The 22652-nt window shown below is 53.9% G+C and carries 15 protein-coding genes; 4 read left to right on the forward strand and 11 right to left on the reverse strand.

The features are described 5' to 3' along the window. The 3 genes from E0L21_RS23725 to E0L21_RS23735 form a co-directional block, all read right to left on the reverse strand. Positions 1-3453 (reverse strand): DUF6531 domain-containing protein (locus tag E0L21_RS23725; RefSeq protein WP_131413692.1); only part of this gene is annotated, 3453 nt, incomplete at its 3' end. 2 nt (positions 3454-3455) lie between these two features. Then, positions 3456-3875, reverse strand: a complete 420-nt coding sequence (locus E0L21_RS23730) for a DcrB-related protein (protein WP_131413693.1) — start codon at positions 3873-3875, stop codon at positions 3456-3458. Beyond that, complete coding sequence (locus tag E0L21_RS23735) at positions 3875-5800, reverse strand: type VI secretion system Vgr family protein (protein WP_131413694.1); 1926 nt, start codon at positions 5798-5800, stop codon at positions 3875-3877. Before E0L21_RS23735 ends, E0L21_RS23730 begins: the two co-directional genes overlap by 1 nt. Before the next feature lie 531 nt (positions 5801-6331). Here E0L21_RS23735 and E0L21_RS23740 point away from each other — a divergent pair. After that, the gene (locus E0L21_RS23740; protein ID WP_131413695.1) at positions 6332-7036 is read left to right on the forward strand and encodes a GNAT family N-acetyltransferase; all 705 of its coding nucleotides are present in this window, start codon (positions 6332-6334) and stop codon (positions 7034-7036) included. A 45-nt stretch (positions 7037-7081) separates the two neighbouring features. Here the strand turns inward: E0L21_RS23740 and E0L21_RS23745 are convergent, their stop codons facing one another. From E0L21_RS23745 to E0L21_RS23755, 3 genes are all read right to left on the reverse strand, one after another. Next, the gene (locus E0L21_RS23745; RefSeq protein WP_131413696.1) at positions 7082-8194 is read right to left on the reverse strand and encodes a phosphoserine transaminase; all 1113 of its coding nucleotides are present in this window, start codon (positions 8192-8194) and stop codon (positions 7082-7084) included. A 22-nt stretch (positions 8195-8216) separates the two neighbouring features. Next, on the reverse strand, positions 8217-9443 hold the full coding sequence (locus E0L21_RS23750; protein WP_131413697.1) for an ATP-grasp domain-containing protein: 1227 nt from the start codon (positions 9441-9443) through the stop codon (positions 8217-8219). Positions 9444-9739: 296 nt separating this feature from the next. Beyond that, a complete protein-coding gene (locus E0L21_RS23755; RefSeq protein ID WP_131413698.1) occupies positions 9740-11158 on the reverse strand; it encodes a hypothetical protein in 1419 nt (472 codons plus the stop codon). Between the two features lie 678 nt (positions 11159-11836). Here E0L21_RS23755 and E0L21_RS23760 point away from each other — a divergent pair. Further along, entirely contained in the window at positions 11837-12673 is an 837-nt protein-coding gene (locus E0L21_RS23760) for a DUF1796 family putative cysteine peptidase (RefSeq protein ID WP_131413699.1), read from the forward strand. A 77-nt stretch (positions 12674-12750) separates the two neighbouring features. On the opposite strand, the gene E0L21_RS23765 is transcribed toward E0L21_RS23760, so the two are convergent. Further along, positions 12751-13953, reverse strand: coding sequence for a BaiN/RdsA family NAD(P)/FAD-dependent oxidoreductase (locus E0L21_RS23765; RefSeq protein ID WP_131413700.1), 1203 nt, complete (start codon positions 13951-13953; stop codon positions 12751-12753). Positions 13954-14182: 229 nt separating this feature from the next. Here E0L21_RS23765 and pitA point away from each other — a divergent pair, with 229 nt between their 5' ends. Continuing rightward, on the forward strand, positions 14183-15679 hold the full coding sequence (gene pitA, locus E0L21_RS23770; RefSeq protein ID WP_131413701.1) for an inorganic phosphate transporter PitA: 1497 nt from the start codon (positions 14183-14185) through the stop codon (positions 15677-15679). Between the two features lie 61 nt (positions 15680-15740). On the opposite strand, the gene uspB is transcribed toward pitA, so the two are convergent. Further along, entirely contained in the window at positions 15741-16079 is a 339-nt protein-coding gene (gene uspB / locus E0L21_RS23775; RefSeq protein WP_017458289.1) for a universal stress protein UspB, read from the reverse strand. 453 nt (positions 16080-16532) lie between these two features. Here uspB and uspA point away from each other — a divergent pair, with 453 nt between their 5' ends. Next, entirely contained in the window at positions 16533-16970 is a 438-nt protein-coding gene (gene uspA, locus E0L21_RS23780) for a universal stress protein UspA (protein WP_007369617.1), read from the forward strand. 215 nt (positions 16971-17185) lie between these two features. Here uspA and rsmJ read toward each other — a convergent pair whose 3' ends face one another. The 3 genes from rsmJ to E0L21_RS23795 all read right to left on the reverse strand — a co-directional run. Beyond that, positions 17186-17938, reverse strand: a complete 753-nt coding sequence (gene rsmJ / locus E0L21_RS23785) for a 16S rRNA (guanine(1516)-N(2))-methyltransferase RsmJ (protein ID WP_131413702.1) — start codon at positions 17936-17938, stop codon at positions 17186-17188. A gap of 4 nt (positions 17939-17942) precedes the next feature. After that, positions 17943-19985 carry an oligopeptidase A gene (gene prlC, locus E0L21_RS23790; RefSeq protein WP_131413703.1) on the reverse strand — a complete coding sequence of 681 codons (2043 nt, stop codon included), beginning with the start codon at positions 19983-19985 and terminating at the stop codon, positions 17943-17945. Between the two features lie 224 nt (positions 19986-20209). Next, positions 20210-22652, reverse strand: a 2443-nt coding sequence (locus E0L21_RS23795; RefSeq protein WP_131413704.1) for an RHS repeat protein, incomplete at its 5' end; no start/stop codon positions are given.

Genomic DNA, 22652 nt, shown 5'->3' on the forward strand with positions numbered 1-22652 from the left:
GCGTTTCAGTAGATTGTCCCACACCGGCGGTAAATCCGGCGTGGTGCGGTTATCCGCCGCGTCATACCAGAAACGTTCCTCGCCGGTTGGCTGGATGCTCTGCGTCATGCGCCCTGCCGCGTCGTAGCCCCACAGCGACTGACGATATTTCTCCGCAGGGGTTGGCGGCGCGCCGTCGGTATACATCTGGCGGATAATCTGGTCGGCGCGATCCCACTGGTAACGGCGTTCGAAGACCAGCCGGTCACGCACATTGTCCATGCAGCGTCGCTGCGTGATACGTCCGGCGATGTCGTACTGCGTTTCCAGATCCAGCGCGCCCAGCGTGCGATGGGTTTCGCGGTGCAGTTTGTCGCGCTGATAGCCGGTAATGGGCAGCGTTTTGCCGCCGAATACGAGCTGCATCTCCAGCAAATGCCCGGTGCCGTAGCGCAGATACTGCATCTGCCGTCCGTCCGGGAAGGTGGTGGCGCTGAGGTTACTTAATGCGTCGTACTGGTGTTCGAATTTGCCCGCGAAGTTCTCCTCGCTGACCAGGTCGCCAAGTTTATTGCGCTGGAAAACAATCACTTCTGCGTTTTCCGGTTCGCGCATATCAATCGCCGCCTGACGCCACTCGCTGTAGACATAGCGGCGCACTTCCGTTGCCAGTTCGCTATAGCGGTACTCGGTGCGGTGCTGCTCGGTTTCCCGCGCGACCATGCGCCCAAGCGCGTCATATTCGTAATTCATCACCTGCGGCGGCAGATTGCTGCCGCTAACAGGGTGGCGAACCAGCGTGGCGACTTGTTGCAGAGCGTTGTACTGGTACTCGGTTTGCCGTCCGGCGTAATCATACTGGCGCGTCAGCAAACCGGTGGCGGTGTAATCAAAGCGCCATTGCTGGTTGTTGGCGTTGGTCAGCGTTACCAGGCGACCCGCGCGGTTAAAGCGGAAACGGGTGACATGCCCGGCGGGATCGATGGCTTCGGTCACTTGCCCGCGCACGTTAAGCGTCACTTTCCGCTCACTGACGCCATCTACGCTCTGCCCGCATAACAGCCCGGCTTTGTTGTACCTGAACAGGGTTTCGCGGCCATCGGCGCGGATGAACGTTTTGAGGCGACCTGCCGGGCTCCAGATATAGCGTTCGGTGTTGCCCATCGGATCGGTAGTCAACTCAAGCCGACCGGCATCGTCATACTGGCGGCGGCTCAGATTACCGGAACAATCCTCTTCGCGGATCAGCTGCCCCAGCGCGTCCCAACAGAAGCGGTGGCTGTTTTCCAGCGCGTCGATGCGGCGGAGTAAATCGCCCTGGTCGTTCCACTCAAAGCGCGTTACACCACCTTCCGGGTCGGTCAACGACACCACATCGCCCGCCAGGTTGTATTCATAGCGCCAGCTTGCGCCGTCCGGTAACACCTCGGTCAGCGGGAAGTCGTACAGTGGATGCCAGGTTTTCAGCGTCGCGCGGTCAAGCGGATCGCGTTCCAGCGTCATGTTGCCGCGATCGTCCCACGCATATTCCCAGCGACCGCCGTCCGGCTGAATCACAGCAAGCGGCTGCTCGGATTTCCCCGACCAGCTAAATTGCCAGTTGCCGCCGTGCACATCGGTATAGTTCGTGATGCGATACAGCGCATCCCAGTGGTGCTCACTCACCACGCCTTCATCATTGCTGACGCGGGCGTAGCGTTTGGCTTCATCAGCATCGATACGCCAGTTTTCCAGCACCGTGCCTTGTTCGTCATGCACCTGATAGGCGCTCACGCGCCAGTGGCTGGAATCGGCTGCGGGACGCCACTGGTAATGGACGGTTAAGCCGGTCGAAAAGCCGTGCCAGGCCAGCATATCGCTGGCGCGATCCCAGCCAAACTGACGGGTGACGATATCATCGGCGTCGGTAACGGTAATAAGTTGCCCTTGTTCGTTATAGCGATAGGACACCAGCAGATGGCGCGCGCCGCCGCAAACCTGGTAAACCGCACGCAACCGCCCGAACTCCGCTTCGTACTCCAGTTCCACGTCGAGCGCTTCGTTATCGCTGGAGATACGCGCCAGTTGACCTTGTTCGTTCCAGCTAAAATAGTGGGCGTTTTCGTGGCGGTCATACAGACGGTGCATGCGCCACTCGCCAGGCCGCGTTGGGTCCGGCTCATAAATTTGCTGCTCACCGCCGCCGGTTTGAATAACCATCGCCCCGTTGGGGCTGCAAAACAGCTTCAGGCCATCTTCCGGGTAGAAAACCATATCGCCGCTGAGCACTTCGCCCATCCCCAGCTCGCGCCCGCTCATATCGCGGAAGATCAGCTGGTTATCTGCCAGACGCAGCAATCGTGTTTCAAACGGCAGCATCCAGCCGGTGCCGAGCATGCCGGTGGCGCGGTTACGGCTGTGGTAGATGCGCTGCCAGTAAAGTGGCATACGGTCTGGCAGCACAAAATCGAGATCCTCTTCTTTGGCGAGGACTTTCGCCCCGGTGGGAATATTCACCGGGAAAGCGGTATTCACCGCGCTGATGGCCGCTGCGGAAACAATCTGCGAAACAGCCATGCCGCCAAGCGGGCAGATGATCTCTTTGAGCAGGCCGCGAACAAGCTGGCGCTCACAGGCCATTTTTATCAGGCGCGACAGCGCACCGATGCCCAGGCTCCCCAGCAGGTTGCCAATCAGGTATGCGAGCTGGTTTTTGCCGCTGCGGATGTCGCGCACGGTAATGGTTTCGCCGCCGATGCGCACGCGCGGATCTTCTTTGACTTTGATTTCGGCTTCGCAGGTACTTTTCTCGCCGTTGCGCGCGGCTGGCTGGTTGTTGATTAAAACGGTTCTGGAACCCTGGGCGACAAAGTTACTGCTGGTAACCATGTGCCCTTTTTTACAGTCAACATTATCTTTCGGCATCGGTGTGGCATGCGGATCGGCGCTCTCCACCATCGGCTGCGTCAAATCATCCCACAGGTTGGAGCCCCACTTTTTCATGTCGTCGAGCGTGAGATGGCTGGCGCGTTCGGCAACCGCAAGCAGCGCCGCACTCGGGTTCAGGGCGGTTTTCATCACCGCCGCTGCCCCGGCGAGGGCTAACATGCCGATGGCCGCCCAGTCGATGCTCTCATCGGCAGGCGCGGCGGCAAGGTTTTGTAAATAGTCCCTGTCTACCGTCGCGGCGGCGCGCGCGGCCTTTTTTTTCATGATAAAGACATCGTCCGAGCCGGATACGATATGCGCATCCGGCGGTCCGGGGTCGATGAGCGCATCCACCATTTTCCCGGCCGCATCGCCAATTTTGCCCAGCGTACCGCTGACCATCAGCGCGCCAATTGCCACCGCGCCCACCACGGCGCCAATGCCCGTTCCGGCGACGAACACAATCCCCAGAACAATCGCCCCTTCGACCAACCCACTGACCAGATCCGCCAGCGCAGAACTATGAACCAGCGGGTCGTCAATGCGGGCCGCGATGTAATCCGTCATCCTTACGCCCTCAGCTGTAAACCTGTGCGGATTGATGTCCAGAACGCGTCGGCGTCCGTATCAAACGGCATTGTACGGCTGAGCGTCAGCACCAGCAGATGGTCGTCAATGCGGGTCACGGCGAGTTTTTCATATATCACTGCGCCCTGGTTTTCGAAACGCAGCGACACTTCGCGGGCAGGCTGACCAGCAACCGTGCAGTCCTGCGTTTCACCCGTCACCACTTTGCGCATGCTGCGTTTCACTTTCGCCAGTTGCTGGTTAAGGAAACTCTCTTCGTCGCCGGGTTTGATGTCCCACGCACGGGTGATCACCAGCGTGGCGTTGTTCTCTTTGAATTTCAGCACGTTAATGCTGCGATCCTGGTAGGCATCCGGCAGCGTGAGTTCGCCTTCGGAGAGTACAAATTGCGCCGTCGCCATTATTTATCCGTCCCTTGATTAAATGCCGCTTTTACCGCCGCCTGGATCTGCGCAATGGTGGGTTGCGCATCTTCACCTTTTGTCGGTTTTGTCAGGTTTAAATCCAGCAAGCCCGCGGTGTTGATAGCGCCCGAACCGATAGCATCGATCTGAAAGTCCACGCATTTCAGCGTGACGGTGCCGTTCGCGCCCAGCGTCAGTACCGATTGACCGGCCACCAGTTGAATGCTGTTGTCAGAAGCCTGCACCAGCGGCCCTTGCACCATCTGTGTGAACCCACCGCCAACCACCTGCTCGTGTGTGAGCTGCGTTGCCTGGGTGTGTTTGCCTGCCACCGAGCCGGTGTAATCGCGGGTGACGCTCACGGTCTGTGAACCGCCAACGCTGTGCGTCTCGTCGTTTTTGACGTGCGTATCCATGTTACGTTCCGCCTGGATCCACACCTGCTCTTCGCCCGCTTTGTCTTCAAAACGCAGGGCGTTGGCATTATCGACCGAACCGTCTTTCGAGCGGCTGAGGAAGCCCATTTGCGTGGCGGCAGCAGGAAGCGCCCACGGCGGCATACTCGCTTCGTTATAGACGCGCCCGGTGATGATCGGCCGGTCCGGGTCGCCGTTGATAAAGTCGATAACGACTTCGTCGCCCACGCGCGGGATCTGCACGCCACCGAACCCCTGGCCAGCCCATGCGCTGGAAACGCGCACCCAGCAGGAGCTGGTGTCATCGCCTTTTGCCAGCCGATCCCAATGAAATTTCACCTTCACGCGGCCATATTTATCCGTCCAGATGCTTTCGCCCTGCGGGCCGACAACGCGCGCGGTTTGTGGGCCGTAAGTGCGCGGCCATGCGGTTTGCTGCGCCGGGCGATAAACCACGGATGAGGGGATAACGCTGAAATCAATGCGGTGAATGGTTTCGCTGTCGGCGCCGCTGGCATAGCGGTTCTCTTCGAAAAAGTAGTTCGCCGTCGTCACCAGATATTCGCCGTTATCGTTAAAGAACGCCGCATTGGTCAACTGGAACGTGCTGCCCGGCGCAATACCAATCGCCGTCGCCGTGCCTTCAATTTGCTGATGCTCAACCTGCCAGCGTTCCTGGCGGATGCGGGCGTAAAACTCACCGTGACCGTGTTCGACAAAGCGCCCCGGCCAGTCGTAAACATCGATGGTGCCCGGCGAGGGAGAATTCGGGTTTTGCCGCGCCTGGAACAGCCATGCGTTGGGTTTGCGGAAGTCGTAGTCATCAAGGCTGTAGAGCCCCGGCGTTACGCTATCTTCCAGCGCCCACTGGCTGATGCCCTCTTCATCGGTGCTGCCGCCGGAAGGTGTCTGGTGATAAGGAATGGTTTCGTAACCGCTGAAGGGATCATGCTGTGTGGCCGCATCTGTCAGTACCAGCGTATGTTTGTCCGCTTCGTGGCGGAAGTGGTAAGCAATACCTTCCAGCTCCATCAGACGGCTGATGAAATCAAAGCTGCTCTCCTGATACTGCACGCAGTAGTCCCAGATGCGGTAGCTGCCGGTCAGTTTGTCTTCAATATTGACCTGGTATTCACCGAGCAAGGTTTTAACGATTTGCGGTACTGTCTGGCCCTGGAAGATACGCAAATTGCGATCGCGCTTCATCGGCCAGAGATCCGGCTCCACGGTGAGTTGATACACCGCGTAGCGGGTGCCGGAAAGCTCGATTGCGCTCACCGCCACACGGGTGATTTTGCCGTTAAGGTAACGCGGCGCGCCGGTTAACGTTTGTGTTGGAATAGCGACAGTCACCGATTTACCGAGTAGCGTGCTGCGGTCCATTCGCGCGTCGGTACCCAGCAGTTGCAGGTTAAAAGTAAAGGCTTCAGACAGCGCTTCCCGCCCGGAGATTTTCCAGAAAAGCAGTCCTTCGACGGGTAACTGAACAGTAATTCGATTGCTCATAAATCGGATCCTGACGTAGGGACACGCACGATTCCGGGTGCTGTCCAGAAGTTTAACGTTACGGGTTTGAGAAAAAGCTACCGCACGATTGCTGTAAACAAAAAGATCAATATTGTCTGGTTTTTCGCGGCAAGAAATGCCAGGAATTATCCTAATCCACGATTAACCTACTAAAAAAAGAGTCATTTTTTTACAAGCAAACGCTGAATAATCGCTAAAAAATGACGCTTAGGTCAAATCTTATGCCGCTAAATTGCTATTGTGCTGTTGCAACCGTGTTATTCAAAAGCGCTAAGTAAAATTATGCAATAAATGTTTCGCGAGTATTATCCCACTTTCACGCGAAAGCGAAGACACGCCAGATGAAAAGCAGTATAAGTTTTTAAAACACCTGCCGTTATATTATTTGCGTGATTATATAAAGTCTCATAATTATTTGCCGATAAAATATAGCTCTATACGTCACTGCCATTTAACACCCATTTAATAAGAGTTAAGCAGCAATAAATTCGTAATAATCAGGAGGGGATAATGGAATTTTTTAATCAGTATGGACAGCGCATTGGTCAGGAAATCCAGGATTGGACAAAACGCCCGCTGCCAGAAAAAATTTCGCTTAAAGGCCGTTACTGCGACGTTATACCGCTTGTCGTGGATCACGCGGAAGATCTCTTCCCGGAATGGCAAAGCATTGATGATGACCGGGACTGGACCTATCTTGAAGATCCCCGGCCGAAAGATATGACCGCATGTTATGCCTACCTCAGAAATCTCGCGTCACGCCCTGACAGAATCTATTTTGCGGTACAAGATAAAGAGGATAAGCAAATAAAAGGCATTTTTTATACCGGGAAATTCGATCAGGAAAATGGTTCTTTTGATATTGGCGACGTTAACTGGACGCCGTTAATGAAAAGAACACGCATGAGTACCGAAAGCCTTTATCTTGTTTTGTCTTACTTTTTCGACCAGTTGAAGTATCGCAGATGTGAATGGCGCACCGGCAGTTATAACGCGGACGCGATTCATTCGGCGGAACGCATTGGTTTTGTGAAAGAAGGGATTTTGCGGGAGAAGAAAATCCGCAAAGGGCGGCTTAGCGATATTACGGTGTTCTCGATTACCGTGCGCGAATGGTCGGGTCTCTCGTCGATGATGAATAGCTGGCTGAACGAGGACAACTTTGACGGCCGTGGTCGCCAGTTGCATAAACTCTCTTCATTCCGCCGCTACTGATAGCGCCATGCGTTGACGGAAACCTCAACGCATGGCTCTGGAGAATTACGCTTTTGCGTGCTGCTTAAAGCGGAAATCTTCCATAAATTCGCCCAGCTTTTCCACCGCCTTGAGCGTCAGTGCGTTATAGATGGAAGCGCGCACGCCGCCGATAGCCCGGTGGCCGCCAAGACCGGAGAAGCCCGCCGCTGCCGCGTCGTGCAGGAATTTATCTTCCAGATCGGGCGTAGGCAGCGTGAATGCGGCATTCATATCGGAACGAAAAGCGGCATCGCCCCAGTTGCGGTAAAAACCGTCGCTGTCATCAATCAGGCTGTAAAGCAGCCGCGCTTTTTGTTGGTTTATCCGCGCCATGTTTTCCAGCCCACCCACCTCATTGAGCAACCAGCGGGTTACCAGCAACACAACGTAAATGGCGAACACCGGCGGTGTATTCAGATTGGAGTGAGATTCCACCTGGCGGCGATAGTCCAGAAAGGCTGGCAGGTTGTGCGGCGCGTTTTGCACCACGCTGTCGCGCACCAGCACAATCGTCACACCCGCCGGGCCAATGTTTTTCTGCGCATGGGCGTAGATCAGCGAAAACTTTCCGGCGTCGCACGGTTTGGATAAAAAGTCCGAGGACATGTCGCAGACCCGCGGCACATCATCGCGTCCCAGAACACGGTTAAATTGCAGACCCTCCACCGTTTCATTCGAGACGTAATGAATGTAGGGCGCATCGGGCGAGAAATCGAGTTCATCATCGCCCGGCAGGCGGCGATAGCCCTCCTTTTCACCGCTCCAGATAACGCGAACCGGGCCTTCACGCATCGCTTCGGTAATCACTTTGCGGCTCCAGTAACCGGTGTCGAAATACTCTGCGGGGTGTTTTTTGCCGCGCAACAGCGTCATCGGCACCATGGAGAACTGCTGTGTTGCGCCGCCCTGTAAAAACAGAATATGGAAATCGGCGGGCAAACCGAGCAGCGTGCGAATGTTGTTTTCAGTTTCCCGCACCACATTCGCAAACCATTCTGAACGGTGGCTAATGCCGAGAACCGACAAACCAACTTCCGGGACATTAATGATTGCCTGCTGAACCTGGCGTAAAACAACGTCCGGCAGCGCGCCCGGCCCGCCGGAAAAATTGAGGGCATTATTTGGATTAAGTGACATATTTTCCCTGCCTGAAAAAAGGTTAAAACGAAACGCCAGCGCGCTGAAATAACATCTCGCGCATCGCGGTTTTGACTTTATGCATATGAATTTGCTTATTGGGGAACATGGCTTCATCGTCCATAGCGTGGACGACCATGGCCGGGTCAATTTCGAAAATCAGCAGCTCGCCATCTGCGGTTTCCGCGCAGTCGATACCGATGTATTCAAGCCCGCAGCGCTGGCTGATGGCCGCCAGGGCTGCGTGATGGCGCCCGGCGAAATCGGCAAAGGTATTGAAAAAGCGGGCTTCCTGCGCACGTTTATCCGCATCTTCATACATCCCGGCGTTGACGTAGTGGATCATCCAGTGCGCGGAAACGCCCATATGGCAGGCAAACGGCTTACCGTCGATCAACACCAGCCGCATTTTGCGAAACATCCCATCGCCGCCACGGTAATCAACGAAGCGCGAAACAAAAAAATCATCTCCTGCGGTTTGCGCCAGATAAGACTCCAGCTCATCCGCCGCATCGATTTTTTGCAGTCCGTGGCCACCGTGGCTGCCCACCGGGCGCACGATTATCGGGAAGTCATGGTTTTCGACAATCTGTGGCAGTGTTTTTTGACCGCATGCAACAGCCTGCAACGCCAGCCGAGTAGCATGCAGTGCCGGGCAGATAACCAAACCAGGCACATTTTGCAGCAGCAAGCTCGCGTTATGCCGCTCGGAAGTGGGGACGTTTTTCGGCGGGTTAAGTATCGGTTTCGACCAGCCGCGCAGGGTATATTCGAGGCGCAATAGCACGCTTGCCTGCTCATCGCTGGCTCCGATTGCCACCATCACCAGATCGTGCTCAGGTACTGGCGACGTCAGCGGGTTTTCAGCGTTTGGATCAACAAAGTAGTAAATCAAATCGACGTCGCTCTCTTCCAGCAGGCAATCGAGCGGGATATTGGCGGAGAGATTGCCGGGCACCATGAGCATCAACAGCCGTATTTTTGCTGGCTGACGCGCAGGCCAGTAATAAACGCGCTGCATTGCCAGCGCTTGTTCCTGAATTTGTAAGCCCAGCGCTTCATGCTTGAGGCTCATCATGGCGGTGGAGAGATTCATCCATAGGACAGCGTCGTCGGGGCTATTTTCTACCTGTGCAACCATCTGCTGCGTAATGGTGGAAAAATCGATTCCCGCGATACTCATGCGTAAAAAAGGCGCCATCCCAAGAAATTGAACAGACGAAACGTCTGCTTTTGAAGTTATAGACATTGTTATAGTTCCTGCTTGTGCTGTGCGTATGACTTATGTTGCGACAAAACACTAACAGGCAATGAGAGGAATAACGGCAATAATTAGCGCGACAATTGAACGTAACTTACCGAAATTAATAGCGTTATTAACGAAAATTGCTTTGCGGGCAAAGCGCGCGATCGGGGATTATGGGCGTGAAATGTCGGGAAATTATGAAGAAAAACGGAAGAGAATATGGAGAACCCAATACGCTGCGGAAAAGCGGTCAGGGTTGATAAGTCAACCTGAGCCAGGTGGCCCAGGTTGACCTTTGACTAGCGCGTTACCTCAACGTTTGTCACGTTCACCGGTACCTCTTTGCCTTTTACCCACTGGGTTAACGGCATAAAGACATTCAAATCAGACAGCCATGCCAGCGTCTCTTTTTGCGTATCGCCATCGCTTTCTATCTCACAGGCCACTTTCCAGTAACGTCCGCTGAGCGCACTGCTTACCTGGCGCGCGTCATCACTGCCGGTCACTTCACAACGACGGTTAATCACCGTGTTCTTCTCATCTTTGTCCGTTTTTGGCGCAACCGTATCAAAGGTGAATGTCTGCCCCTGGTGCAGCGGGAAACGCAGGTTGGTGTGAAGTTCACTGATTACCGTTGGTGTGTAACTCAGACTGATGGCACCTTTTAGCTGCCCGAGGTTGCCCAGCGTCAGGCGCTGCGCCTTGAACATCTTGTAGTTTTCCAGCAGCAACATGAGCCCGTTGGGTTGAACATCCAGTTGCATCGGTACGACATCGTTATCGCTCCACTGCATGTTCCATGTCAGCTTTTTAAAGCGCGGCTTGGCCCACGGATTAACGATTTGCAGAGCCTGTTTTTCGATATCAGCAGGGAGCGGGAACTGGGCCATCCACTGTGATGAATTGTTGCTGAAATCCGGTAGCATCCGACCCAGCGAGGAAACACTTTTTTTCTTCGTTGACGGAACATACACCCCTTCTCCTTTAAACGCAGAAGGCGTGCTCATGGCGCAAAGCTGTTTGAACGCAGCAGTGGTGGCCGGTGTGCTAGTAAAATCCTCCGCCCGACGCTGTGCCGCTTTACCGGTCAGGCTATCAGAGACATAACCCTCTGGTGTGATATCCAGCCCGGCCATCACAACGTCATGCTGGGTTTCGCAGTTATACCCATGCACTTCAATCTTCATATCGTACGGTGCGTCATACGGCGGATCGAAAGTGATCTCGCTGTATTCGAAGCCAATTTTAGCGATCAGCACCTTATTTACCCGCAACACAGAAGCCGTATCCACCAGGATTGGCGTGTCGTATTTCGACTTTTTCTCGATATAGACCCAGCTCGGATTGTGTAGCCGGGGAGCCTGGCAAAGATTTTTAGCCACATCATCCAGCTCGCTTTGCGGTTTCGGCTCCGCGTAACGGTTGTAGCTGTCGCCGTAGAAGCGGCGCATCACCACCTCTTTGTCATCAAGCATTTCCCAATAAAGCTTCACCGCTTTGTTGGTGGTGCAGTCAAAACCGTCCCAACGATTAATGTGTTGCCCGTCGTCAAAAACCACCTGGTTCATGGCGGAAATGCGGTCATTCACGCGCAGCATCAGTAATGGGTTTACGGTATTGCTGACGATTTTTTTGCCGTGTGTTTCAGGCAGATCAACGGCTTGCGCGCTAATGGCAGCGGCCAGCAGTATGGGCAGAAGTAACGTGCCGGTTTTCATTTTCATTCCTTTGTCAGACGCATATCCAGTGATTGCGCAATAGAGGGACCGATGACGTTATCGGCAGTTGGCGGAAAATATAAAGGAGTAAAAACAACCCGTACCACGAAAAATGCGTGCTGCTTTATTTTCATTCCGCGACCTGCATCAAGCCGGGACAACGATTTTGAGATTTTCCTGATGAGGGGTAAAGGCAAGACAAAGTGTAAAATATGTAACGGCGTGTGTGCCTTTATATCAAATTCATTTCCTCTTAATCGCAATACTGACCTGCGCCATGAGGAATATCTTATTGAATAGCGCAACATTGGATATATCATGTATATGACGTAGATCTATTATTATGGCTGGAATAATTCCTTACTTTTCCCAAAGAAATAATTATCACCAGGCTATCGTCAAACGTTTTTATTTAACAAAGCCCGCGCAATGAAAGTGATAGCGGGTGTCACTCATACGCCCAAAATTTACTGAAAAAACTCAGTAAGTGAATGTCTTTATTTCATAAAAAATACGCAGAACAGTAAACCTGCGCTCCAGACAATATTAATTATAACAATAATTTATCTTCACGCTGCGCACATATTCGCAGGCAGCGAAATACATAAAAAATCAGCAGCGATAAGGTGACTCATCGCTTCATTTGGAATGGTGTAATAACAACATGAGGTGCCACTGATGAAAGGCGAAGCCGTTAAACAACGCGTGAGAGACAATCTCAAATCGCTGAAAAGAACGATACGCAACCTGCATAAAAAATGGAAACATCGCAATAATTTCACTTCGCAAGTAGTTTGGGTTTCATTGGGTGAGAATTGCCTTCCTGATGATATTCTTAGCCGGCATAACCGAAAATCCTTTAGTTCCGTTTTTTCATCGGGCCGCTCGAATATTGAATATATTCTGCAAATGGAAAAAGACGATTATCGCCATTTACTGGAAAAAGAGCATTTACAACATTTCCCGGATGGCGAGCACACCGTTGTGCGTTCAACGTATTACGAAAAATGTGTGGGGCAATACAGCGAAAGACATATGCTGGGTTTTGAATTCACCCATCATGACCCGCTAAGAATTAAAGAAGATCGCCGCGCATTTCAACGCCGCATTTCCCGCCAGCTACAATACCGGGGCAAAAAAGATTTTGTGTTTCTTTATCATCACAGAATCACCGGGCAGTCGGATCTTTCCCTTTTACGGGCGCACTTAAATGAATTCCTGTCGTTCTACAACAGGCAAGGCTGCGACTGTAAGCTCGTGCTTTTCTATCAACATATCGTCCCGATCAATAGCGCCAAACGAATCGACTTCACGCCGCATGAAAGCGGTTTGCTTGAATTTATATGCCATACCCATGAGATATGGGGCGGGGATGATTTAGAAACATTCTGGGCGAAGAAAGATGATGCGCTTTTCGCCGAGATGTTCGAAACCGTAGACAAATACAGTCGTAGCAAGCCTCGCGCCTTTCCAGAAAGCACGCTCGCCCCAACCGGTACAGGTGTGCCGTTGTGACAGAAGAGATGTTCGATTCCCCGGCAATAAAAAAGCCCGATCAGGGCTTTTTTATTCGGTGCATCACGGATTAACACTCAGGCAGATGGGTTCTCCGCTAAGGCCTGTGCGCAGGCCCAGGCGCTCGACCACGCCCACTGGAAGTTGTACCCGCCAAGCCAGCCGGTGACATCCATCACTTCACCAATAAAGTACAGCCCAGGCACATTGCGGGCTTCCATCGTGCGGGACGACAACTCGTGGGTATCGACGCCACCGAGCGTCACTTCCGCCGTGCGATACCCTTCGGTGCCATTGGGCTGCACGCGCCAGTTCGTTAGCAACGCAACCAGATTTTCCTGCTCGCGACTGTTCAACTGCTTCAATGTGACGTCCGGGATTTGCCCAAGCTGTTGCAGGCACTCCACCAGCCGTTTTGGCAACTGCAAGGCCAGGGTGTTTTTCAGGCTCTGGTTCGGATGTGCATCGCGCTGCTGATTGAGGAAATCGTCCAGATCGACATCGGGCAGCAAGTTGATGCTGACAAATTCACCAGGCTGCCAGTAACTGGAAATTTGCAAAATCGCCGGGCCGGATAATCCCCGATGGGTAAAGAGCAAATTTTCGCGAAAAACTGTGCCATCCTCGGCGGTAATCACCGATGGCACCGAGACGCCGGAAAGCGTCTGCATCTGCTCGAGCAGTGGTTTATGCAGGGTAAACGGCACTAATCCGGCGCGCGTTGGCAGCACTTTTAAACCGAACTGCTCGGCGATTTTATAGCCAAATGGCGAGGCACCCAGCCCCGGCATCGACAAACCGCCGGAAGCAATGACCAGTTTCTTAGCCTGTGCGCTTTCGCCGTTGAGCTGCAAAGTGTAGCCGTCGTCGTTACGCTCAACGCTAAGCACTTCTGTACGCAGGCGCTGAATAACGTTGCCTTTTTCGCACTCGGCCACCAGCAGATCGACAATTTGTTGCGCCGAATCATCGCAAAATAGCTGACCCAACGCCTTTTCATGCCAGGCAATACCGTATTTACCGACCAGTTCGATAAAGTCCCACTGGGTATAGCGCGCCAGCGCAGATTTGCAAAAATGCGGGTTTTGGCTCAAATATGCCGCAGGCTCGACATAAAGGTTAGTAAAGTTGCAGCGGCCGCCACCGGACATCAAAATTTTTCGACCGGGTTTTTTGCCATTATCCAGCAATAACACTCGACGGCCCGCTTGCCCGGCCAGCGCCGCGCAGAACATGCCCGCCGCACCGGCGCCGATAACAATGGCATCAAAATTTTCCACAGCTGCACCCTCATTTATACATCGTGGCGGATTGTAAAGAGTTCACGCTGGTCGCACCAGCGTGAATACGCGCGAAAGGTAACAGGGTATTGAAAAATATAAATTAATTTTAAAAAGTCAGTTTAATTTAAGAAATAATGTCAAAAAAAATACATAATTCACTTTGCCGACACTGCCAATGTCCCTGATAATGCGCCGCGTTCATGTCCTCAAAATGGCTTAACGACCTATGGTACATTTGTTTGCCGGCCTGGATCTTCATACCGGGCTGTTACTCTTGCTTGCTCTGGTTTTTGTTCTGTTTTATGAAGCCATTAACGGCTTCCATGACACAGCAAATGCCGTTGCAACAGTCATTTATACACGCGCTATGCGCTCTCAGCTGGCGGTCGTGATGGCAGCGGTGTTTAACTTCTTCGGCGTTTTGCTGGGTGGGTTGAGCGTCGCGTATGCGATTGTGCATATGTTGCCCACCGATCTGCTGCTGAATGTCAGCTCTGCGCATGGTCTGGCGATGGTCTTTTCCATGCTGCTGGCCGCCATTATCTGGAACCTTGGCACCTGGTATTTGGGCCTGCCTGCTTCCAGCTCCCACACCTTGATTGGCGCGATTATCGGTATTGGTTTAACCAATGCGTTGATGTCCGGCACTTCGGTGGTGGACGCGTTAAACATCCCGAAAGTGCTGAATATCTTCGCTTCGCTGATCGTTTCACCGATCGTAGGCCTGGTCTTCGCTGGCGGGTTGGTGTTTATCCTGCGTCGTTACTGGAGCAACACGAAAAAACGTGCGCGCATCCATATGACCCCTGCTGAACGCGAGAAAATCGACGGCAAGAAAAAGCCGCCGTTCTGGACGCGCATTGCGCTGATCCTCTCCGCGATTGGCGTGAGTTTCTCGCATGGTGCGAACGACGGTCAGAAAGGTATCGGCTTGATTATGCTGGTGCTGATTGGCGTTGCGCCTGCGGGCTTCGTGGTCAACATGAATGCCTCCGGTTACGACATCACCCGTACGCGTGATGCCGTCAACAACGTGGAAACGTACTTCCAGCAACATCCGGCGCTGCTGCAAAAAGCGACGGGTATCGATCCGCTCATCCCAACGCCGGAAGAAGTGACCACCCAACCGGGTGAGTTCCATTGCCATCCGGGCCGCGCCATTATGGCGCTGGATCGCGCAAAATCGATGCTGACCAACGTTGAAAGCTACGACCAACTGCCAGTGGAACAACGCGGCCAGTTGCGTCGCATTATGCTCTGCCTGTCTGATATCACCGACCAGGTGGCGAAGCAGCCGGAAGTCAGCGCTGACGACCAGCGTCTGCTGAAGAAGCTGAAAGGCGATATGCTGAGCACCATCGAGTACGCGCCAATCTGGATAATCATGGCCGTCGCGCTGGCGTTAGGCTTAGGTACGATGATCGGCTGGCGTCGTGTGGCGACAACTATCGGTGAGAAAATCGGTAAGAAAGGCATGACATATGCGCAAGGTATGTCCGCGCAGATGACAGCCGCCGTTTCTATCGGTCTGGCGAGTTACACCGGGATGCCGGTTTCCACTACGCACGTGCTGTCATCTTCCGTTGCCGGGACGATGATCGTTGACGGCGGTGGCCTGCAGCGCAAAACCGTGACCAATATTCTGATGGCCTGGGTCTTCACCCTGCCAGCATCAATTATTCTGTCCGGCGTGCTCTACTGGCTGTCGCTGCATCTGATTTAACGCGTTTCGCGCACGACAAAAACGGGCCAGCTTGCTGGGCCGTTTTTTTTATGGTTTCAATTCAGTGCCAAATCAGCAGCGCAATCAGGCTCACGACCACCAAACCGCAGAGCGAACTGGTTAAAATGAACAGACGGCGCACACGTTCGCAGCGGCGAATAAATTCATCATCATGATGGTCGCGATAACGCTGGGCGTAGATATACCACACCAGCCGCATCTGTTTGCTCGGTTGACCGTGGGAAGTGAAAAAACCGCCACCGTCCACGTATTGATAAAGTAGAGGGTCGCACCCGCGAAGTACCACTAACAGCGCGCGCAGCGATGAGTAATAACGCGCCATGTTAACCACACATACGACACACAAAGCCCAAAACAGCGCAACAGTGCTGATTACCATATCCCCTCCCCGGCGACCGCCCACAGAGATTCGCTCCTGGACCATCGCTCCCGGATACCCAACCAAGCCAAACAACGAAGAGTATTATCAATCACCGTACGAAATGACAAGGCAGACGGTATCCCACAATTGACTTCACTTCCATGCGCCAGACAACTGGGGGACACCGTCTGTTTTCCGTACGGTTTATTTATAGTGTAGGAGATCAGTTTATTTTTTTGCCACAAGCATCATCATCATCAATGCATCTGGCTGTAAATCTGGCTTAAGTGAATCGTGATCCAGGTTGATTGACGCTACTAAAAGAGCGTTATAAGGTAGAAATATCTTCACAATGAGACCTTTAAAGCCGGGCGCTACGCTCACGTGAAACGCAGGATGCGGGCGCAGTGCAACAGCATCAGGGGATTTTAACCCCGATGGTCATCGACAACTTATGGAAGGAGTAACACTATGGCTTACAAACATATCCTTATCGCAGTCGATCTCTCCCCCGAAAGCAAATTACTGGTTGAGAAAGCGGTATCCATGGCGCGACCGTACAACGCGAAAATTTCCCTGATTCATGTCGATGTAAACTACTCCGATCTTTATACAGGCCTTATCGACGTTAACCTCGGCGATATGCAAAAACGTATCTCCGACGAAACGCACCAGGCGCTGACAGAGCTTTCCACTAACGCAGGTTACCCGATCACTGAAACCCTGAGCGGCAGCGGCGATTTGGGCCAGGTGCTGGTGGATGCGATCAAGAAATACGATATGGATCTGGTGGTATGCGGCCACCATCAGGATTTCTGGAGCAAACTGATGTCTTCCGCGCGCCAGCTTATCAACACCGTCCACGTTGATATGCTGATTGTCCCGCTGCGGGATGAAGAAGAAGACTGATGTTTCGCTAACGGCTAAACATTAGGTTGAATACCGCCCGGCGCGCGCAATGCGGCCGGGCTTTTTATTGCTCACGGAAAACCCCATGCGGTGAGCGTTGTCATCAACAGGTTTTGGCTTCGCGTTGTCCGGGGATTTTAATCTCACAGAAATGGCACGTTTTTAGTACACCTTTCCGGGGCGCAATTCATGTCGTCTTCTGTGACCGCGGATGATTACTCGCCGGAACCGGGGTAGATATCGAAGCGATGGCTTTTCGTGACGACGGCCGATTGCGTAGCAACCCCCGCCAGCGGCGGTGCATAATCCGGGCGTTTAACCACCACGCGTTTAATGGCGAGTTGACGCGCAGGCTCCAGTAAACCGTCGGCATCCAGATCCGGGCCAACCAGCGACTGAAACACCCGCATCTCCTTTTTCACCAGCGCGCTTTTCTGCTTATGCGGGAACATTGGATCGAGATAAACCACCTGCGGGCGCGGTGTGATATCCGCAAGCCCGGTCAGGCTCGAGGCGTGAATCAGTTGCAACCGCTCGCGCAGCCACGGACCAATTTCCGCATCGGCATAGCCGCGATTAAGACCATCTTCCAGCAACGCGGCGACAACCGGGTTGCGCTCCAGCATCCGCACCCGACAGCCGACCGACGCCAGCACAAACGCATCGCGCCCCAACCCTGCTGTCGCATCCACCACTTCCGGCAGATAGCTGCCTTTGATGCCGACCGCTTTTGCCACGGCTTCACCGCGCCCGCCGCCAAACTTGCGCCGGTGCGCCATGCCACCGGCGACAAAGTCGACAAAAATCCCGCCGAGCTTCGGTTCATCGCACTTACGTAGCTCCAGATGCGTCGGTGTGAGCACCAATGCCATCGGGTTGTCATTGTCCTGCTCCAGCCCAAAGCGGGCCGCAAGAACAGATAAGGCGCCGTCTCCGGCGCCTGTTTCATCCAGCAAACAGATTTTCAATGCCTTAGCCTTCGATACCGTAATGCTCAAGCATCGCGTCAATCTGCGGCTCGCGGCCACGGAAGCGTTTGAACAGATCCATCGGCTCTTCCGAACCGCCACGAGTCAGGATGTTATCAAGGAACGACTGCCCGGTTTCACGGTTGAAAATCCCCTCTTCTTCGAAGCGGGAGAAAGCATCCGCTGCCAGCACATCGGCCCACAGGTAGCTGTAGTAACCTGCCGCGTAACCGCCGGCGAAGATATGGCTAAACGCATGCGGGAAGCGCCCCCACGACGGCCCTGGCACCACTGCGACCTGGCGTTTGATTTCTGCCAGCGTTTCGAGGATTTTCGCCCCTTGTTCCGGACTGAACTCTGCATGCAGGCGGAAGTCGAACAGGCCGAACTCCAACTGGCGCAGAATAAACATCGCCGCCTGGTAGTTCTTCGCTGCCAGCATTTTATCCAGCAGTTCCTGCGGCAGCGGTTCGCCGGTTTCGTAATGACCGGAGATAAACGCCAGCGCTTCCGGTTCCCAGCACCAGTTTTCCATAAACTGGCTCGGCAGCTCGACTGCATCCCACGGTACACCGCTAATACCCGCCACACCGGCGGTTTCAATACGCGTCAGCATATGATGCAGACCGTGACCAAACTCATGGAACAAGGTGATCACTTCGTCATGGGTAAACAGCGCCGGTTTGCCGTTCACCGGGCGGTTAAAGTTACAGGTGAGATAAGCCACCGGTTTTTGCAGCGAACCATCGGCTCTGCGCATCTGGCCAACGCAGTCGTCCATCCAGGCGCCGCCGCGTTTGTTCTCGCGTGCATAGAGATCGAGGTAAAAGCTGCCGCGCAGCTCGTTGCTCTCGTCATACAGCTCGAAGAAGCGCACATCCGGGTGCCAAACGTCGATATCTTTGCGCTCTTTGGCGGTGATACCATAAATGCGTTTCACCACTTCGAACAAGCCGTTCACCGCGCGCTCTTCCGGGAAGTACGGGCGAAGTTGCTCATCGCTGATGCTGTAAAGATGCTGTTTCTGTTTTTCGCTGTAGTAGCCAATATCCCATGGTTGCAGCTCATCCACGCCGAACTCGGCTTTGGCGAAAGCGCGTAGCTGCGCCAGCTCTTTTTCACCCTGTGGACGCGCCCGTTTGGCGAGATCGGTTAAAAACTCCAGCACCTGCGACGGATTTTCCGCCATTTTGGTCGCCAGCGATTTAAAGGCATAGCTTTCAAAGCCCAGAAGTTGCGCCAGCTCATGGCGCAGCGCGAGGATCTCAGCCATCACCGGGCTGTTGTCCCATTTCCCGGCATTCGGGCCTTGATCGGAAGCGCGGGTGCTGTAAGCGCGATACATCTCTTCACGCAGCGCCTGGTTATCGCAGTAGGTCATTACCGGCAGATAACTCGGGATATCCAGCGTCAGCAGCCAGCCTTCTTGCTCTTTGGCTTCCGCCTGTGCTTTCGCCGCCGCCAGCGCGCTTTCTGGCATACCGGCCAGCTCCGCTTCGTCAGTGATGAGCTTCGTCCAGCCCATGGTGGCATCCAGCACGTTGTTGCTGTAGATGTTGCCGAGTTCAGAGAGACGCGCAGCGATTTCGCCGTAACGTTGCTGTTTCTCTTTCGGCAAGCCGATACCCGACAATTTGAAATCACGCAGTGCGTTATCTACGGATTTCTTCTCAGCGACGCTCAGCGAAGCGTAATGTTCCCCATCGTGCAAATCACGGTAGGCGTTGTATAACCCTTCGTTCTGCCCAACCCAGGTGCTGTATTCAGAAAGCAGCGGCAGCGTTTGTTCGTAAGCTTCGCGCAGCTCCGGGCTGTTTTTCACTGAGTTCAGGTGGCTGACCGGCGAGAAGAGGCGACCAAGACGGTCATCCACTTCCGCCAGCGGCTGGCAAAGATTCGCCCAGGTATACGGGCCGCCCTGCGCGACAACACTTTCCACCGCATTCCGGCAATCTTCCAGCGCTTTGGTCACGGCGGGAACAACATGTTCAGGAAGGATTTGAGAAAACGGTGGCAGCACGAAAGGCGTCAATAAAGGGTTGGTCATATGCGCAGTCCTTGGAATGAGGTGAATAAAGCGCTTAAGCGCTTAGCAATGTTTTCTAGCATGGGGTTAAGTGTAGGAGATTTCAATCCCGGACGTTGCTGCTTGCACACACGCTGCTCATGCCAGAAGCACACCATTTTATCGGAGAAGTGTCTGAGGATATTTGTCGCGCTTTATCGAAAAAAGAATGGCTGCTTTTTTTTGCAGCCATCCCGACATTAGAACTAATGAGCCAATGAAGACGCTCGAGAGCGGAAGACGTTTCTTACTCGGTTGAATATTCCTGAAACCCACCCTCTAAAACGTGACCATCTACCAGGAGACGCCCCAGCAAGAACATGCGGTGTTTCTGGTGCAGTCGCTCTCCTGTTTATCACCGGTGCGGCTACCGTTGCAGGTGCCTGCGCTACGGCTGGCGCCGGGTTCTGTTGTGCTTCCCATCTCATTAACTCATTGACCCACGGCATATGGCTTCGCTGGCTTTTTGTCGGCTCCCACAGTCCGTGTTCGTTAAGATAGTCAATGACGCTCTGCTGCTTGTTCTCTTCCCGCCGTAATCGGCTGGCTGCCTCGCCATATTCCTCTGGAGAGGTTAAATGTACGAGCCGCGTATTCGCGGGTGCTGACGATTTCGTTGATTTGGCAAACGTGAAATGACTTAACCCTTCGTCGCCCACAATGGTACTGAATAGCTCGGCTGCGTTGATATCTCCCGAAGGTTGATAATGTCCGGATTCATTATCTATTCGATAAAACAAATTACCTTGTTGATCCCTTTTGGGCATCAATATCCCCGCATACAAAGGGTTACCCATACCGGGTTTCACGCCAATATGTTGCTGGAAAGTACTCACAAAAAGACGATTAACGCCCGATGGGTCCTGAAAAACAGTGAACGCGGTGGGGGAGTCGGTAGCGCTTTCCCATTGAGAGGTTTCACCCTCCAGAATTTTCCCCCCTCGCGTATAGACTGCCGGCGTCGTTTCTAATCGGCTTGTTTCTGGGTTCCATTTCAACTCCTCAAACCAGGCATTGGTCGGATCTTTTGAAAGCGGGTTAAGCACATCAACAATAAGGATTTCTGCGGGTAAGCTAATTCTGCCGTCTGAATCGATGAGCGATATCGGGTTGTTGTGAACCATCCTGAACAGATTCAAACCATCGACCGCCCCTGAAGGATCTGCGGAAAGCCACCGTCCCGCCCACGACTGGTAATAACGATAACCGTAGTAATACAGTCCCGTCGCGTCCTGTTCTTTTCCGGAATAACGGAGGATTTTGTAATCCGCCTCCAGCTGGCTGCGCGCGGCAAACAGCGCTGTGCCACCGTACGGGTAATACTCCTCCTGGCTGATAAGCTCGCCGCTGCCGTCCACTTCCAGCGCGCTGCTGCCCGTCAGGTTGTCGTAGCTGTAACGAATTTGATCGTTACTGATATCCGCAGGCTGACCGTTTTCCCAGTGCAGAACCCGCACCTGCGCGCGCCCGGCTTCTCCGACGGTTATCACCTGGAGGGTTTCCGTGTTGCTGCTGCGCAGTTCCAGACCTGGCAGGTAAATCACCCGTTTTGTCTGCGTGCTGTTGCCGGTCAGTTGTGAGGTGATTTTGGCGATGCGCTGGCTGCTGGCGTCGTAACGGTAACTTTCGCTGTCGTCGGGTTCGCCATCGCGCATCACTGGAGTGACTTTCTGCAGTTCCTGGCGCGCTGTCCACAGCAGATTCTGCCCCGGTAAAAGCTGTTTCTGCTGACCACCGGCGGTGAACAGCGCCTCCACATCTGCAGGGTTTTCCGTGAAGGTGCTGAGTACTGCGCGGTTGCTGCGGTCGGAGACGGTGATGCTGGTGGTGTAGTTATTGCCGGAGGCCGGGGCGCTGTGCTGAATTTTCGTCAGGTTACCGGCGTTGTCATAGGTGTAAGTGCGGGAGTAGTTCGTGTAGGTGGCGTTATCGAAGGAGGAATAAGCTGGCAGGCTGCTGTTCTGCTGCACCGCATTGGCCATTTCGCGCCCGGTGGCGCTGACCAGCTGGTAGAGGCTGTCGTAGGCGTAGGTGTTTTCGGGAACCACTTGCTGATTGCGCCAGAAACGCGTCTCCTCGGCATCGTTAGTAATCACCAGCACGTTGCCCACCGGGTCGTACTCGTAGCGCAAATCCTGCAGCACTTTCGTGGCTGTCGTACGCTCAGTTTTAATGCCAACAAGACGCTGGGTTTCCGCTTCGTAACTGTACGTCGTCACCACACCATTGCCGTGCTCCTCGCGCAGTTTCTGCCCGGCGGCGGAATACGTCAGGTATTGCACGATTACCTGTTCTGAACCGCCCTTCACCGTAAGCCAACTGCCCTTCAGCAGACCCGCCGCGTCAAACGCCACGCGCTGGATATTGCCTTTCTCATCAAGCGTGGTCAGCACCGTCCCGGTTGCGTCTACTGTGCTAAGCGTGGTGTAAGTTTCGCCCGCCAGCAGGTCATTCCACGCCGAGGCATCCGCGCCCTGCCAGTCGGCCTGTGCGTCGTCCGGCAGCAACTGGCGGGTGACGGAAAGCGGTACGCCGCTCAGCGAAACGCTGCCCGTCGAAAGCAGTCCTGCCGGGTCGTAATGGCTGACCAGCTGACCGGCGAGATTGTGGCTCTGTTCATCTGAGGAATGACCGCCCCAGATAAACCGC

The sequence above is a fragment of the Kosakonia quasisacchari genome, from assembly GCF_004331415.1.
Taxonomy (GTDB): Bacteria; Pseudomonadota; Gammaproteobacteria; order Enterobacterales; family Enterobacteriaceae; genus Kosakonia; species Kosakonia quasisacchari.

Excerpts from the sequence above, each read along its gene's own strand:
- uspB (WP_017458289.1), bottom strand. The coding sequence starts at position 16,079 with ATGGTAATCAGCACTGTTGCGCTGTTTTGGGCTTTGTGTGTCGTATGT.
- E0L21_RS23745 (WP_131413696.1), bottom strand. The coding sequence starts at position 8,194 with ATGTCACTTAATCCAAATAATGCCCTCAATTTTTCCGGCGGGCCGGGC.
- E0L21_RS23735 (WP_131413694.1), bottom strand. The coding sequence starts at position 5,800 with ATGAGCAATCGAATTACTGTTCAGTTACCCGTCGAAGGACTGCTTTTC.
- E0L21_RS23755 (WP_131413698.1), bottom strand. The coding sequence starts at position 11,158 with ATGAAAACCGGCACGTTACTTCTGCCCATACTGCTGGCCGCTGCCATT.
- E0L21_RS23760 (WP_131413699.1), top strand. The coding sequence starts at position 11,837 with ATGAAAGGCGAAGCCGTTAAACAACGCGTGAGAGACAATCTCAAATCG.
- uspA (WP_007369617.1), top strand. The coding sequence starts at position 16,533 with ATGGCTTACAAACATATCCTTATCGCAGTCGATCTCTCCCCCGAAAGC.
- prlC (WP_131413703.1), bottom strand. The coding sequence starts at position 19,985 with ATGACCAACCCTTTATTGACGCCTTTCGTGCTGCCACCGTTTTCTCAA.
- E0L21_RS23730 (WP_131413693.1), bottom strand. The coding sequence starts at position 3,875 with ATGGCGACGGCGCAATTTGTACTCTCCGAAGGCGAACTCACGCTGCCG.
- E0L21_RS23740 (WP_131413695.1), top strand. The coding sequence starts at position 6,332 with ATGGAATTTTTTAATCAGTATGGACAGCGCATTGGTCAGGAAATCCAG.
- E0L21_RS23750 (WP_131413697.1), bottom strand. The coding sequence starts at position 9,443 with ATGTCTATAACTTCAAAAGCAGACGTTTCGTCTGTTCAATTTCTTGGG.
- pitA (WP_131413701.1), top strand. The coding sequence starts at position 14,183 with ATGGTACATTTGTTTGCCGGCCTGGATCTTCATACCGGGCTGTTACTC.